This window comes from Lentiprolixibacter sp. (genome assembly GCF_982873095.1).
The window spans coordinates 1-13,950 of the sequence record NZ_CEYNTP010000048.1 but is presented as its reverse complement, the minus strand read 5'-3'; the positions used below and the strand labels follow the sequence as shown (position 1 = coordinate 13,950).

The following is a 13,950-nucleotide window of genomic DNA, read 5'->3' as shown; positions in this document are numbered from 1 at the left end:
ATAGGGACCCTGCTTTTTACCGGCGGAAACAGTAAGAACGGACCAGAATACCTGTTCAGAAGGCTGCTTCGGGAAAACGGTTTAAGATTGATGCCCGTATCCTCTGAGGTGCCCAGGCAGCATCGATTTGAACTTCCGCTTTCAGGCGGCGGTTACAGGGAGGTACATACGGTGTCCCTTACGGCACCCTCGGGTTCTGCGAATAGGGCAGTGGGGAGCATCCCGGAATACAAGGCGCGAAAGGCTGAGGACCCCAGCTACACGGTTTTGGATTACCGGGTGGAGCAGTATAGGAAGTTTTTTTAGCTTAGTAGCTGGCGATCAGTCAGTAATTATTTAAACCTATGAAGAAAGTAGTCACCTTTGGAGAGATCATGCTGCGTTTATCTCCACCTGGATTTTTGCGATTTTCCCAGGCCAACAGTTTTGATGTGGTTTACGGTGGCGGGGAAGCCAACGTAGCAGTCTCCCTCGCGAATTACGGCGTTCCCGTTGATTTTGTCACCAGGTTACCAGACAATGACCTGGGCCACTGTGCACTAATGGAAATGCGTAAAAGGGGCGTGGGTACGGATAAGATCATCTTCGGGGGTGACCGCCTGGGTATTTACTTTTTGGAAACCGGCGCAGTTAGTCGTGGCAGCAAGGTGATCTATGACCGGGCCCACTCTGCCATGGCAGAGATCGAAAAAGGGATGGTAGACTGGGATGTGGTGTTTGATGGGGTGGACTGGTTCCACTGGACGGGGATTACGCCTGCCATTTCCCAAGGTGCAGCCGATGCCTGCCTGGAGGCCGTAAAAGCAGCCAGTGCCAAGGCTATTACCATTTCCACCGATTTGAACTACCGGGCAAAATTATGGAAATACGGAGGTGACCGTGAGGCTATCATGACCGAGTTAACCTCTTATTGCGATATTATACTTGGTAATGAGGAAGATGCAGAAAAGCATTTTGGCATCAAACCCGAAGGCCTGGATATCACCACTCAGGGGGAACATGTAAAAGCGGAAGCTTTCTTATCCGTTTGCAAACAGATGATGAAAAAGTTCCCAAGAGCTAAAAAGGTAATTACCACCCTGAGGGGGTCTATTTCTGCTTCCCACAATACCTGGGCAGGCGTACTTTATGATGGTACAACCATGTATAAATCCCCGGAATACCAGATCACCCATATCGTGGACCGTGTAGGCGGGGGCGACTCGTTTATGGGGGGATTGATCTATGGGCTCCTGAAATACCCGGATGACGATCAGAATGCGCTGAATTTCGCCGTGGCTGCCTCCTGCCTGAAACACACCATCAAGGGGGATACCAACCTGGTAACGGTTCAGGAGGTTGAAAAATTGATGGGGGGTGACGCCTCAGGCCGGGTAGCGCGATAAGTCCAGAGGATTATTGTATTTTAAACACAGGAAAAGATTTAGGTAAGCGGTATCCAAAAAATCCGAAGCTATGGCAAAATATTCAAGGCTGGAAGTGGTCAGCGCAATGCAGGAAACAGGCATGGTTCCCCTGTTCTATCATCCGGACCCCGAGTTGGGAAAAAAGGTGCTCAAGGCCTGCTATGATGGCGGAGCCCGCTTACTGGAGTTCACGGCACGAGGGGATTTTGCCTTTGAGGTCTTTTCTGAACTGAACAAGTATGCCCTCAATGAGCTTCCGGGGATGATCATGGGGGTAGGCTCGATCACCGATGGCCCCGCCGCTTCTTTATTCATGCAAATGGGAGCCAACTTTATCGTAACCCCATCCCTGCGCGAGGACATCGCCCTGATCTGCAACCGAAGGAAAGTGCTCTGGTCCCCGGGCTGCGGTTCCCTGACGGAAATCAACAGGGCAGAGGAACTCGGCTGTGAGGTCATCAAGCTCTTCCCGGGGTCCACCTATGGCCCCGGCTTTGTCAAAGCTATTAAGGGCCCCCAACCCTGGACGAGCATTATGCCAACCGGAGGGGTGAGTACAGAGGAGGGCAACCTAAGGGCCTGGTTTGACGCCGGAGTGACCTGTGTGGGTATGGGGTCCAAACTGATCAGCAAAGAAATACTTGCCAGTAAAGACTTTGAACAACTGCAGCAGTTGGTGAGAGCAACCTTAGACGTAATTAAAAGAGTAAGTGACTCTTAGGGACATGAAATCCGGGCACAGTCCGATAAGTAATCTCAAAAGAGAAAACGGACCTGATACCCGGAAATCCTTAATCGTTTTACTTACCCTGCTTCTTCCTTGTTTAGAGGAGAATGATGTTCTGCGACTATTCTCCATTGTCCGTCATTGTTTTTTACAAATAGCAAACTGATTTGGTCATTCACTACAGCCAGGTCTTCGCCGAATTTCAGGTGAAAATCAGAGTGGAAGGTAACGTTGGCCACATCCCCGTAAACGGCAATCTGCATGTCGTTCATATCCATTTTAACCACTTCGGTAACCGCGCCGAAAGTATTTCTTTCAAATGCTTCATTTTCCTCAGCACCGTTACGCAGGGCGCCCCCTTTGAATTCTGTAAATTTCGGGCTGTACGCATGAAAAGCGATAAGTTTGTCGATATCACCATCCCGAACACTTTGGACGATATCCGCCATGGTTTGTTCAACTTCCTTCTGGGCTTCCGGGAATTCGTCCTGGATCAAATCCACTTGAACTTCCGGCTCTGCCGCGAGAGGTTCTTGTTTTTCCTTGCATCCGTTGCTGACGATCAGGCATACCAATGCGATGGCTAAAATCAATTTTGTTTTCATAATGGGTTGTTTTAGGTTGAATTTCAACAAGTTAGTGAATTTAATTTTAAAGCAGGATGATTAGCCTGCTTCCATGCCACAAGTAATGCAAAGGGAAGAAGGATTTTTATGCAGATTTGTTGGTTTTATTCCCCTGCTGTCCTATTTTGTTACAGCATGGTGCTGCACCCTACTGTTCATCCTGAAAATGCGATATTTGCCATCTCAGGGGTTAACCTGTACAATTATGAAATGACAACCTCCTAATGGAAGCCTATGAGCCAGATCGAACGCCTTAAAGAATTCAAGAAACATGTTCAGAATAAGTTCAATGTGTATAACAGCCTATTTCTGAACTTGCCCTACACGGGCGCCGAAAATATCGGGGTCTTTATCCCTATCCTGTTCCGGCAGTGTGAAAAAGGACTGGATGCCGGAAAAAACCCTGTGGAGATCCTGGAGGAGTTCTTTGCCAATTACGCCGACCTGAAAACAGAGCAGGAGCGGATCGACTTTATGTTCCGTATCATTCAATATGTGGAAAGACAGGTAGTGCTGTATGACAGTGTTGAGGATGCCGCATTTCCCCGCCTTCACGAACTCACGGATTCCCTCTCTATCCGGGATTTCTTTCAGCTGGCTTCAAAAGACAAACGCCTTGAGGACCTGGAGAAGAAATTGGAACGCTTCAGTGCCCGTATCGTCCTCACGGCACACCCTACCCAGTTTTACACCCCTGCCGTACTGGATATCATGAGCAGGCTCAGGCATCTGATCCTGGACAATGCCCTGGACGAAATCGATATTACCCTGCAACAACTCGGGCTTACCTCCCTGGTAAAACGGAAAAAGCCCACTCCGCTGGACGAGGCCAAGAATATCATTTACACCCTGAGGCATGTGTACTATGATGCGGTCGGGGAACTGTATGCCTATATCAAAAGCCTCACGGAAAATGAAGATTTCCAGAACCCCAACATTATAAAAATCGGTTTCTGGCCGGGAGGTGACCGGGACGGAAACCCTTTTGTCACTGCACAAATCACAAGAGATGTGGCCGATGAGTTGCGGACCACCCTGATGAAATGTTACTACCACGACCTGAAGAAACTACATAAACAGATCTCCTTTCGGGGCCTGCACGAAGCCATACAGAAGCTGCGTAATGAACTGTATGTGGCGATGTTCAATAAGGAGAAGATACTGAGCTATAATTACCTTATGGAGCAGTTGCAGGAGATCAGGACTGGGCTCATTGCAGATTACCACAGTCTCTACCTCAAGGAGCTCGATCACTTCATGGACAAGGTCCGTATATTCCGAATGCATTTTGCCACCCTCGATATCCGGCAGGACCACAGTGCACATAAGAAAGTGATAACAGCCGTATTGCAACAACAAGGACTGATCAATGATAGCCTGGAAGAGCTGGAGGAAGATGCCTTGTTGAGATATTTGCTAGAGGAGAAAATAAAGGTGGTTCCTTCCGATTTTGCTGATCCGATTGTTCAGGACACCCTTTTGAACATAAGCCAGTTAAACGCCATTCAGGAAAAGAATGGGGAAGAAGGATGTAACCGCTACATCATCAGTAACTCTGAAGACATATTCTCTGTTTTATTCGTGTTCGGGCTGTTCCGCTGGTGCGGCTGGGAGAAAGAGGCCATTACTTTTGACATTGTGCCGCTTTTCGAAACCATGAAGGGGATGGAGGCTTCGGAAGCAGTTATGCAACGCCTGTATGATCTTAAGAGCTACCGTTCCCATTTAGAAAAGCGCAACGCCACCCAGACGATGATGCTGGGCTTTTCCGATGGGACCAAGGACGGTGGGTATGTCAGGGCCAACTGGTCTATTCTCAATACCAAGGAACGCCTTTCTGCGGTTAGTACAAAGAACAACATCAAGGCCATTTTCTTTGATGGGCGCGGGGGACCACCTGCGCGGGGTGGGGGAAAGACCCACCGTTTTTACGCGGCACAAACCGCCGGGATCGCCAACCATGAGATCCAACTCACCGTTCAGGGACAAACCATTACCAGTACCTTTGGCACCAAGGAGCAGTTTATGCACAATAGCGAGCAGCTGCTTACGGCAGGCTTGTCTAATACCATTTACGGCAAGGAGAATGTGATCAGCGGGGAACAGCGCAGGCTTATTGAACAACTGTCTGATATCAGTTTTGAGAAATATGACGCCCTGAAAAACCACAAGGTGTTTATACCCTACCTGGAACACAGGAGTACCCTAAAGTATTACCAGAAGGCGAATATTGGAAGCAGGCCGGGGAAACGCGGGAACAAGGCCAAACTGGAACTTAAGGACCTTAGGGCGATTTCCTTTGTAGGCTCCTGGAGCCAGCTCAAGCAGAACGTTCCCGGATACTTCGGAATTGGTACTGCCCTTAAATCCTTGTCGGACCAGGGCCACCTTGATGCCCTAAAACAACTTTATCGCGAAGTGCCATTTTTCGAGGCATTGATGCGTAACAGCATGATGTCCTTGTCGAAAAGCTATTTTGAGCTCACCCGCTACATGGCAGAGGATCCGGAATATGGTGAATTCTGGCATATATTGTACGAGGAATACCTGCTCTCCAAAAAGATGCTACTGGAAATTTCCGGGGCCAAGGTGCTCATGGAAGATGAGGCCATCTCCCGGGAATCTATCAGGATAAGGGAAAACATTGTGCTTCCGCTGCTGGTCATACAGCAGTATGCCTTGCAGAAAATTGGGCAGAAGGTTAATAATAGCGAGGTCTACGAGAAAATCGTTACCCGATCCCTCTATGGTAACATCAATGCCAGCCGAAACTCGGCATAAATAATTTGCACTGGTGCGATGCTGAAATAGGGACTAATTTTCTAACTTGTAGTTCCAAACGCCCTAGCTATGTTATATCAACTCACCTATCGATCCCTGGCTGCGGAAGGGATCACTGCTGCTGATATCCGCGATATCCTCGAGGAATCCAAATCCAATAATGCCAGCAAAGAATTAACCGGATGCCTGGTCTACAACGAGGGGTATTTTGTGCAACTCCTGGAAGGGGAAAAGGAAGTAGTCAAAGAATTGTATAAGCATATTGAACGCGATAAACGCCACAGTATGTCTGAAGTACTTTCGGAAGGAGAAACCCTGGAACGCATGTTTCCAGACTGGAAAATGACATATCTCAAGTTGCCTGAAGAACCCGAAACCACGCTTGAAAGTCAGGTTAAGAAGGATCTGAAAGACCTTGAAGAGGGTGCTGAAAGCTCTAATTTTACTTCCAAGGTATTCTGGTACAATGTCCATACCCTGCTCGAAGAAAAGGGCTTCTACAGGCCACAGTAAGCCTTACTTACCTAATTCTGGTGTAGTACTCAAAAGGGTATAGAAGACTTTTATCCCATAGGTAATTTGACTTATTTTCAAATTTTCATTGGGACTGTGCTGATTGTTGTCCGGATTTACCAGGGGCACAATAAAGGCCGGTATTTTGAGCTCGTTAATAAAGGGCGCAATAGGAACGGTTCCCCCCATGATACGAATCTGAACCACCTCCTGACCAAAGGTCGATTTGAGCATTCCAAGCAGGAAGTTGCCGAAGGGCTCACCTAAAGAGGTCCGGAAGGCAGGGGTCACGCCGCTTTCCGTTACCTCAATGATCTTTGTATGTGTTGCCCTTATTTCAGGGCTGGGTGCGGTTTCAGTAATATAAAAACCCTGATCCCGTATGTATTTTTTCACCAGTGATTTGAGGGCATCTCCATCCGTCTCGGGAACCAGGCGCAGGTCAATTTCTGCCGTTGCTGTTGCCGGGACAATCGTCCTGGCCTCATCACCTACCCAACCGGAACTCATCCCACGGATATTGAGGGAAGGGTATTGCAGGGCTTCCTGGTAAAAACCACCTACCTTTTCCGGGCGGGATATCCCCAAAAAGCTATTTATTTTTTCTGCTTCATCCGGGACACTTTTAAGGACATCAAGGGACGCTTCGTCCAGAGAAATACCCTGGTAATATCCAGGGATCACCACTTTTCCATCCGCATCCTTCATGCCTGCCAGCAGTTGGGATAACTGAAATGCAGGATTGGGGGCATAGTTGCCGTAATGGCCACTATGCTGAGGTTTTACGGGACCGTAAGTGGTCAAGGTCATGCTCGTGATCCCCCGGCAGCCATAGACGATTGTGGGAAGGCCTGAGCTGTGGACAGGACCGTCGTTTATGATCAGATAGTCTGCTTCCAGGAGCTCACGGTAATCTCGAACCGCCTTTGGCAGGGGGGTACTGCCCCTTTCTTCTTCCCCGTCGAGTATGAGTTTAACATTAAAAGGCAAGGTCTCACCCTTCTTGTTCAACAGGTCTATGGCATTGAGAAACATCACGATGGGCCCTTTATCATCTGCGGTGGACCTGCCGTAAAGGCGCCAGTCCCCGGGGATGCTGTCCTGCAGTTCATCAAAACTGCGGTCTTCCCAGCCTTCTGGACCCGGTGCCCGCAACACCACGTCATAGGGATTGGATTGCTCCCAGCGTTTCGGGTCTACGGACTGCCCGTCAAAATGCATGTAAAACAAAAGTGTGGGTTTATCATCAGACATAGGCAGGGCCGCAAAGAACAGGGGTTTTCCTTCTGTAGGTAGTACGGTGGAATTGAATCCGCGGGCGTTGAATTTCTGCGTTAACCAGGTGATGTTCCTGTTGATGTCTGCAGCATCCAGGGCGTCATTCGGGATGGCCACAAAATCCCGGAGTTCGTCTATCGCATGCCTGACCTGGGATTGTAATGGACCGGATTCCTGGGCAAACAATCCAAATACAAATAACTGCATCCCCAGCAGTATAAATTTTTTCATTTTCAGCTTCGTTTTTAAGGAGACTAAATGTAGGGAATTCTATTTACGAAATCCCGCGATTATTTTCAGAAGCAGCAGGCGGATCAGAAGCAGAAAGGGGAAACCGTGCATTAGGAGATCAAAATAGTCTATTGCGGCCATTCCCTTAGCCCCTCCCAAAACCCATCGGATTTTTCCCCAAAGATGTGGTTCAGGCACATAGGGCGCCAACCCCAGGGTGAGGCACAAGAGGATGATTATCTTCCAGTTGTTTAGAAAGTTCATGAGTTGTTTTTAATTGATTTGATAAAGGCAGCGATGCCGTCTTTTCCTTCAGCGCTCAGCTGTTTAATGAAGGCAGAACCAATGATGGCGCCTTTAGCCAGACTGGTGGCTTCCCGGAAGGTTTGTGCATTGCTGATCCCAAAGCCCACGATCTGAGGATGCTTGAGCTCCATCTCTGAAATGCGCTTAAAATACCCTTGCTGTTCTTGCCCAAAACCTTCTTTCGCCCCGGTAGTACTTGCCGAGCTTACCATATAGATAAAACCACCTGAGGCCTTATCGATCTCCCTGATGCGTTCCTCACTGGTTTGTGGAGTGATGAGGAACATATTTAGCAAGCCGTACTTCTTGAAGATGTCCTCGTATTCTTCCTGGTAGACATCCAGGGGAAGGTCAGGCAGGATAAGACCGTCGATGCCTGCTGCAGCACAATCCGCACAAAATGCTTCCACCCCATACTGCAGGACAGGGTTAAAATACCCCATGATGATCAGGGGGATATCCACGTGCTCCCGTATCCCTTTGAGTTGTTCAAAAAGCCTTTGGGTGGTCATTCCATTGCGCAAGGCCGCGGTGGAACTTGCTTGTATGGTGGGTCCGTCCGCCAGCGGGTCACTAAAGGGCAGGCCTATCTCTATCATATCCACCCCCTGTTCTTGCAGGGCTTTGATAATAGGAACTGTATCCTCAAGTTCCGGATACCCCGCAGTAAAGTAAATGGACAGCAGTTTGCCTTCTTCCTGTAATTTTTCCGTTATCCTGTTCATTCCTCTTAACTAGAGCTTAAAATAGTCGATATAGGTTTGCAGATCCTTGTCGCCCCGACCTGACAAATTTACTACCACAACATCATTGGGGGCGAAAGGTCGCTGGTCAAAAATGGCAAAGGCATGAGAGGTCTCTATGGCCGGGATGATCCCTTCCAGTTGGGACATTAGCAATCCGGCTTCCATGGCTTCCTTGTCCGTGATGGAAATAAACTCTCCCCGTCCTGAGGTGTACAGGTGGGCATGCATGGGGCCTACCCCGGGGTAATCCAGCCCGGCCGAGATAGAATACGGCTCGGTGATCTGACCGTCCTGTGTCTGCATGAGGAGCGTTTTGCTCCCGTGGATAATCCCTACCTTGCCCAGGGCCGAGGTAGCAGCACTTTCGCCCGAGTGTATGCCTTTTCCCGCAGCCTCTACTGCAATGATCCCAACCTCAGGATTATCCAGGTAGTGGTAGTACAGGCCTGCTGCGTTGGATCCCCCACCTACACAGGCCACCACATAATCAGGATCAGGCGTACCTTCTTTTTCCTGCAGTTGTTGCTGTACTTCTTTGGAGATGACTGACTGAAAGCGGGCCACCATATCCGGGTAGGGGTGAGGCCCCACAACGGAGCCAATGATATAATGGGTGTTTACCGGGTTGTTTATCCAGTCACGGATGGCCTCGTTCGTCGCGTCCTTCAGGGTTCGGCTGCCCGAAGTAGCGGGCTTTACAGTTGCCCCTAACATTTTCATACGGGCCACATTCGGGGCCTGCCGTGCAATGTCTACCTCACCCATGTAGACCACACATTCAATACCCATCAGGGCACATACGGTAGCCGTGGCCACACCATGTTGTCCGGCACCGGTCTCCGCAATGATCCTGTTTTTTCCCAGGCGTTTAGCCAATAGGATCTGACCAATGGTGTTGTTCACCTTATGGGCACCTGTATGGCAGAGGTCTTCCCTTTTCAGATAGATCTTTGTATTGTACTTTTCTGAGAGACGCTGGGCAAAATATAAAGGGGTAGGGCGACCCACATAATCCCTTAGTAATTGTTGAAACTCCTCCTGGAATCCCCGGGATTCAGTGATCTCCACATACTGCCTTCGCAATTCCTCGGTGTTGGGGTACAGCATTTCCGGGATAAAGGCACCACCGAATTCCCCGTAATACCCTTTTTCATTTGCATTATAACTCATCTTTTCTGCTTTCAAATACCAATTTTTTAAATATGCTCAGTTCCGGGATGTTCTTCAATCCCGGTTGTATTTCAAATTTACTGTTTACATCAAGTGCATGGCAATACTCCGCCTGGGGAGATTCCATAAAGCGAAGCAGCTGTGGCACCTCGTCCAGCCCTATGCCACCGCTGAGAAAATACGGCTTGCTGGACGGATATTGACGGAGCAATTGCCAATCAAAGGCATAGCCATTTCCACCAGGTAGTTTCCCCTTTGTATCAAAAAGGAAATAATTACATACCTGCTCATATGGGCCGAGAACATCAAAATCAAAATCATCTTTAACAGAAAACACCTTGATCAGTTCCACCTTCTTGTGCTTAGTTCCGATGGAAGTATTCAGGGCTTCCTGCAGGGTAGTACAAAATTCCGGGCTTTCTTTCCCGTGAAGTTGTATGAGGGACAACCCAAAAGCCTCAACCTGTTTGAGGATGTAGGGTATCTCAGCATCCACAAAAACGCCAACACCTTCAATGCCCGGGGGCAAAGTGCCAGGTTTTTTGGAGACAAATCGGGGTGAGGGCTCCCAAAATATAAAGCCCAGGTAATCCGGGGAAATGCCGGCCACATCCCCTAAATTTTCCCTGATACCACAAACTTTCAATCTCATTTCTGAATGTTGTTAATAAACTCTCTTGCCGCCCTTCCGGGAGCCTGAGTTTTCATGAAATTTTCTCCGATCAGGAAACCCTGATACCCGTAACCGTTGAGATCTTTAATGGCCGACTCCTTGCTGATGCCACTCTCCGACACCCGCACAAATTCTTCGGGGATATGTGCTGCCAGGGACCTGCTGGTGTCCAGGTCTACCTCAAATGTTTTGAGGTTCCGGTTGTTCACCCCCACCATCTGAATGCCTGGAAAAAGGGAGCGATCCAGCTCCTCCCGATCGTGTACTTCCAGAAGCACTTCCAAGCCCAGGCTGCTGGCCAGGGTACTAAAGCTTCTGATTTGATCCGTACTCAGGATGGCCGCAATAAGCAAGATCACGTCGGCACCGTAGGCTTTTGCTTCCAGGATTTGATATTCATCTATAGTAAAGTCTTTTCGCAACAGTGGCAATCGGCTGGCTGCACGTGCTGCCAGCAAATCATCCAGGGACCCCCCGAAATGTTTTCCATCCGTTAGCACTGACATGCCACATGCACCCGCCTGCTCATAGCCCTCAGCTACTTCCCATACACGCAGGGAGTTGTTGATGACGGCGCGTGAGGGCGATCGCCTTTTGTGTTCGGCGATTATTCCCAGCCCCTTTTCTCTCAGGGCTGTTGAAAGGGAAGGGGACTGCCGCTCAAAAAGGGGAAAACGTTCAAAGAAGCCTTGTGGAAAGACCTGCTTTTTCAGGGCAATCTCTTCTTTTTTGTCGCGCACTATGCGTTCTAAAATATCCATGTCAGGCACTTAATTCTTGTAATTTCTTCAGGCAATCGTTTGCCCGTCCGCTCATTAGCGATTCCATTGCCAGTTCAAACCCCTCTTTGGGCGATATCTCGTTTGCCGTGCTAATGGCCAGCCCGGCATTGGCACACACCACATTGTTCTGCGCAGCCGTCCCTTTCCCCTGCAGGATATTGATAAACAATTGTGCCGATTCTGCCACCGTATTCCCTCCGGCAATGTCCTCCGGGTGTACTTCCGCTACCCCCAGATCAGCTGCCTGGAGGATGCCTTCATTGCGGTTTGAGATGGTTTTAGTGGGGCCGGTAAGCGAAATCTCATCGTATCCGTCCAGGGCGTGAAGCACGGTAAACCTCTTATCCGTGTTCTGGTAGAGGTAGCCATACATCCTCGCGAGTTCCAGGTTAAAGACCCCAACCATCTGATTTTTTGGGAAGGCCGGGTTAACCATAGGCCCCAGCATATTGAAAAAGGTTTTTACAGCCAGTTCTTTTCGAATGGGGGCTACGTTTTTCATGGCCGGATGGAAGAGGGGGGCGTGCAGCACGCAGATGCCCGTTTCTTCAATACATTTCCGTAAGAAATCCGGCTCATTGCTGAATTTTATACCCAGGAATTCCATAACGTTGCTGCTCCCGCAGGTGGAAGACACCCCGTAATTCCCATGTTTGGTTACTTTTAGTCCGGCCCCTGCTGCGACAAATGAAGCCAGGGTTGAAATATTAAAAGTATCCTTGCCATCTCCTCCGGTCCCACAAAGATCGATTGGGTCGTATTCTGAAAGGTCAACTGCCAGGCAGAGGTCAAGTAGGGCATCACGGAATCCTTCCAGCTCCTCAATAGTGACGCTGCGCATCATGTAGACGGTGAGGAAGGCGGCAATCTGACTTGTATTGTAAGATCCCTTGGCCATATTGACCAGGATTTGTCTTGCATCTTCTTTAGAGAGGATCTCGTGATTGATCAGCCGGTTTAATGTTTCCTTCATGTTTCGTGATTTAACCAGTTTTCCAATATTTTTTTTCCGTGCGGGGTTAGGATGGATTCCGGATGGAATTGTACGGCCCGCACATCGTAAGTGACATGCCTGAGGGACATGAGTTGCCCCTGTGCATCATAGGAGGTGCCTACCAGGGAATCTGGTAATTTCGGGTCTACCACCCAGGAATGGTAGCGTCCTACCGGAAATTCCTCAGGCAAACCGTAGAAAAGCACATCCTCCTTGGCCAGCTTTACGTCCGTAGCAATACCGTGGTATACTTCGTCCAGGTTGATCAGCCGGCCCCCGAAGACTTCGGCGATCGCCTGTTGGCCCAGGCATACTCCGAAAATGCTTTTATCCGGGGCATAGGTAGCGATAATCTCTTTGAGGAGGCCTGCTTCGTCCGGGATTCCCGGTCCGGGAGACAGTACAATTTTCTCAAAGGGCGCAACTTCTTCCAGCTCAAGCTGGTCGTTTCGCTTCACCGTGACCTGGGCGCCCAGTTCTTCCAGGTAATGCACCAGGTTATAGGTAAAACTATCGTAGTTATCTATGACAAGAACCTTTTTCATTTCAGATGTGTTCAGCCATTTCCAGCGCCCGGTTGAGGGCCCCGAGTTTGTTATAGGTTTCCTGTAGTTCGGCTTTCGGATCGGAAGCAGCCACCAGTCCGGCCCCAGCCTGGAAGTGGAGCATATGATTCTTGCTCAGGAAGGTCCTGATCATGATCGCGTGGTTGAAATCCCCGTCAAAAGCCATAAAGCCTATTGCACCTCCATAGTAATCCCGGTTTACCGTTTCGTATTTTTCTATGAGCTGCATGGCCATGTGCTTGGGTGCCCCGCTAAGTGTGCCGGCAGGAAAGGTGTCGGCCACGATTTTCATAGTGGGCACCCCAGGTTTGATGCGCCCCGTAACCTTGGATACGAGATGGATAACGTGCGAGAAATATTGCACTTCCCGATAGTTCTCTACTTCCACCATGTTGCCATGCCTGCTAAGGTCGTTCCTCGCCAGGTCAACCAGCATCACGTGTTCGCTGTTCTCCTTGTCATCTTCGGTGAGGGCTTTTGCAAGGCGGGCATCCTCTTCATCGTGTCCTGTTCTTTTGAATGTTCCTGCAATAGGGTGTATTTCGGCCTTTCCGTTGTGCACCACAAGCTGGGCTTCCGGGGAGCTCCCGAATATTTTGAAGTTCCCGTAGTCAAAGTAGAAGAGGTAAGGGGAGGGGTTGATGGAACGCAGCGCCCGGTAGACATTAAATTCGTCTCCCTTAAAGCCCTGGGAAAACCTCCTTGAGAGCACGAGTTGGAATACGTCCCCGCGTTTGCAGTGTTTTTTAGCCTGCTCCACCAGGTTTATGTATTCCTCATCTTCCAGGTTGGAGGAGGCATCCCCATTCTTAGTAAAAGAATAGGAGGCAAAGGAGCGAACACTTAGGAGCTGTTCCAGATCGTCCAGGTTACTTTCTGATTCGTAGCAATGGGCAAACAGGTAGGCCTCGTTCTTAAAATGATTGATGGCGATGATATTCTGATATACCGCATAATAGATATCTGGTATGCCCAGTTCATTTTTCTTTTTGCTGAGCTCAATATCTTCAAAATACCGCACAGCGTCATAAGCCATATAACCAAACAACCCGTTATTGATGAACTTAAAACCGTTTTTATCTACCTCGAATTTCTGGCTGAAGGCGTGCAAATGGCCGGGAATATCTGTTTCGGGCCCAATTTCCGTACAT

The 13,950-nt window shown here is 49.1% G+C and carries 14 protein-coding genes and 1 pseudogene; 5 read left to right on the top strand and 10 right to left on the bottom strand.

Annotation, left to right across the window (positions count from 1 at the left end; all coding sequences use genetic code 11):
* From AC4E7D_RS04830 to AC4E7D_RS04820, 3 genes and pseudogenes are all read left to right on the top strand, one after another.
* Window positions 1–306: pseudogene (locus AC4E7D_RS04830) on the top strand (uracil-DNA glycosylase family protein); the annotation flags it as partial.
* A 38-nt stretch (window positions 307–344) separates the two neighbouring features.
* Complete coding sequence (locus AC4E7D_RS04825) at window positions 345–1,385, top strand: PfkB family carbohydrate kinase (RefSeq protein ID WP_490172680.1); 1,041 nt, start codon at window positions 345–347, stop codon at window positions 1,383–1,385.
* A gap of 70 nt (window positions 1,386–1,455) precedes the next feature.
* Entirely contained in the window at window positions 1,456–2,127 is a 672-nt protein-coding gene (locus AC4E7D_RS04820; RefSeq protein WP_490172679.1) for a bifunctional 4-hydroxy-2-oxoglutarate aldolase/2-dehydro-3-deoxy-phosphogluconate aldolase, read from the top strand.
* An 83-nt stretch (window positions 2,128–2,210) separates the two neighbouring features.
* Here the strand turns inward: AC4E7D_RS04820 and AC4E7D_RS04815 are convergent, their stop codons facing one another.
* Window positions 2,211–2,738: a YybH family protein gene (locus AC4E7D_RS04815; RefSeq protein ID WP_490172678.1), complete on the bottom strand. Its 528-nt coding sequence runs from the start codon at window positions 2,736–2,738 to the stop codon at window positions 2,211–2,213.
* Window positions 2,739–2,993: 255 nt separating this feature from the next.
* Here AC4E7D_RS04815 and AC4E7D_RS04810 point away from each other — a divergent pair, with 255 nt between their 5' ends.
* Window positions 2,994–5,540 carry a phosphoenolpyruvate carboxylase gene (locus tag AC4E7D_RS04810; protein WP_490172677.1) on the top strand — a complete coding sequence of 849 codons (2,547 nt, stop codon included), beginning with the start codon at window positions 2,994–2,996 and terminating at the stop codon, window positions 5,538–5,540.
* A 69-nt stretch (window positions 5,541–5,609) separates the two neighbouring features.
* On the top strand, window positions 5,610–6,053 hold the full coding sequence (locus tag AC4E7D_RS04805) for a BLUF domain-containing protein (RefSeq protein WP_490172676.1): 444 nt from the start codon (window positions 5,610–5,612) through the stop codon (window positions 6,051–6,053).
* Between the two features lie 3 nt (window positions 6,054–6,056).
* Here AC4E7D_RS04805 and AC4E7D_RS04800 read toward each other — a convergent pair whose 3' ends face one another.
* The 9 genes from AC4E7D_RS04800 to AC4E7D_RS04760 form a co-directional block, all read right to left on the bottom strand.
* The gene (locus tag AC4E7D_RS04800) at window positions 6,057–7,562 is read right to left on the bottom strand and encodes a M20/M25/M40 family metallo-hydrolase (protein ID WP_490172675.1); all 1,506 of its coding nucleotides are present in this window, start codon (window positions 7,560–7,562) and stop codon (window positions 6,057–6,059) included.
* A gap of 39 nt (window positions 7,563–7,601) precedes the next feature.
* A complete protein-coding gene (locus AC4E7D_RS04795; protein WP_490172674.1) occupies window positions 7,602–7,826 on the bottom strand; it encodes a hypothetical protein in 225 nt (74 codons plus the stop codon).
* On the bottom strand, window positions 7,823–8,593 hold the full coding sequence (trpA, locus tag AC4E7D_RS04790; RefSeq protein ID WP_490172673.1) for a tryptophan synthase subunit alpha: 771 nt from the start codon (window positions 8,591–8,593) through the stop codon (window positions 7,823–7,825). The genes AC4E7D_RS04795 and trpA overlap by 4 nt, the downstream gene beginning before the upstream one ends.
* A 9-nt stretch (window positions 8,594–8,602) precedes the next feature.
* On the bottom strand, window positions 8,603–9,784 hold the full coding sequence (gene trpB, locus AC4E7D_RS04785) for a tryptophan synthase subunit beta (protein ID WP_490172672.1): 1,182 nt from the start codon (window positions 9,782–9,784) through the stop codon (window positions 8,603–8,605).
* Window positions 9,774–10,436, bottom strand: coding sequence for a phosphoribosylanthranilate isomerase (locus tag AC4E7D_RS04780; RefSeq protein ID WP_490172671.1), 663 nt, complete (start codon window positions 10,434–10,436; stop codon window positions 9,774–9,776). Before AC4E7D_RS04780 ends, trpB begins: the two co-directional genes overlap by 11 nt.
* Window positions 10,433–11,218 (bottom strand): indole-3-glycerol phosphate synthase TrpC, encoded by a 786-nt coding sequence (trpC, locus tag AC4E7D_RS04775; RefSeq protein WP_490172670.1) that lies wholly within the window; start codon window positions 11,216–11,218, stop codon window positions 10,433–10,435. Before trpC ends, AC4E7D_RS04780 begins: the two co-directional genes overlap by 4 nt.
* A 1-nt stretch (window position 11,219) precedes the next feature.
* Window positions 11,220–12,212 (bottom strand): anthranilate phosphoribosyltransferase, encoded by a 993-nt coding sequence (gene trpD, locus AC4E7D_RS04770; protein ID WP_490172669.1) that lies wholly within the window; start codon window positions 12,210–12,212, stop codon window positions 11,220–11,222.
* On the bottom strand, window positions 12,209–12,778 hold the full coding sequence (locus AC4E7D_RS04765; protein ID WP_490172668.1) for an anthranilate synthase component II: 570 nt from the start codon (window positions 12,776–12,778) through the stop codon (window positions 12,209–12,211). Before AC4E7D_RS04765 ends, trpD begins: the two co-directional genes overlap by 4 nt.
* 1 nt (window position 12,779) lies before the next feature.
* Window positions 12,780–13,950, bottom strand: a 1,171-nt coding sequence (locus AC4E7D_RS04760) for an anthranilate synthase component I family protein (protein ID WP_490172667.1), incomplete at its 5' end; no start/stop codon positions are given.

Coding starts and splice junctions, on each gene's coding strand:
- AC4E7D_RS04825 (WP_490172680.1), top strand. CDS start 345: ATGAAGAAAGTAGTCACCTTTGGAGAGATCATGCTGCGTTTATCTCCA.
- AC4E7D_RS04820 (WP_490172679.1), top strand. CDS start 1,456: ATGGCAAAATATTCAAGGCTGGAAGTGGTCAGCGCAATGCAGGAAACA.
- AC4E7D_RS04815 (WP_490172678.1), bottom strand. CDS start 2,738: ATGAAAACAAAATTGATTTTAGCCATCGCATTGGTATGCCTGATCGTC.
- AC4E7D_RS04810 (WP_490172677.1), top strand. CDS start 2,994: ATGAGCCAGATCGAACGCCTTAAAGAATTCAAGAAACATGTTCAGAAT.
- AC4E7D_RS04805 (WP_490172676.1), top strand. CDS start 5,610: ATGTTATATCAACTCACCTATCGATCCCTGGCTGCGGAAGGGATCACT.
- AC4E7D_RS04800 (WP_490172675.1), bottom strand. CDS start 7,562: ATGAAAAAATTTATACTGCTGGGGATGCAGTTATTTGTATTTGGATTG.
- AC4E7D_RS04795 (WP_490172674.1), bottom strand. CDS start 7,826: ATGAACTTTCTAAACAACTGGAAGATAATCATCCTCTTGTGCCTCACC.
- trpA (WP_490172673.1), bottom strand. CDS start 8,593: ATGAACAGGATAACGGAAAAATTACAGGAAGAAGGCAAACTGCTGTCC.
- trpB (WP_490172672.1), bottom strand. CDS start 9,784: ATGAGTTATAATGCAAATGAAAAAGGGTATTACGGGGAATTCGGTGGT.
- AC4E7D_RS04780 (WP_490172671.1), bottom strand. CDS start 10,436: ATGAGATTGAAAGTTTGTGGTATCAGGGAAAATTTAGGGGATGTGGCC.
- trpC (WP_490172670.1), bottom strand. CDS start 11,218: ATGGATATTTTAGAACGCATAGTGCGCGACAAAAAAGAAGAGATTGCC.
- trpD (WP_490172669.1), bottom strand. CDS start 12,212: ATGAAGGAAACATTAAACCGGCTGATCAATCACGAGATCCTCTCTAAA.
- AC4E7D_RS04765 (WP_490172668.1), bottom strand. CDS start 12,778: ATGAAAAAGGTTCTTGTCATAGATAACTACGATAGTTTTACCTATAAC.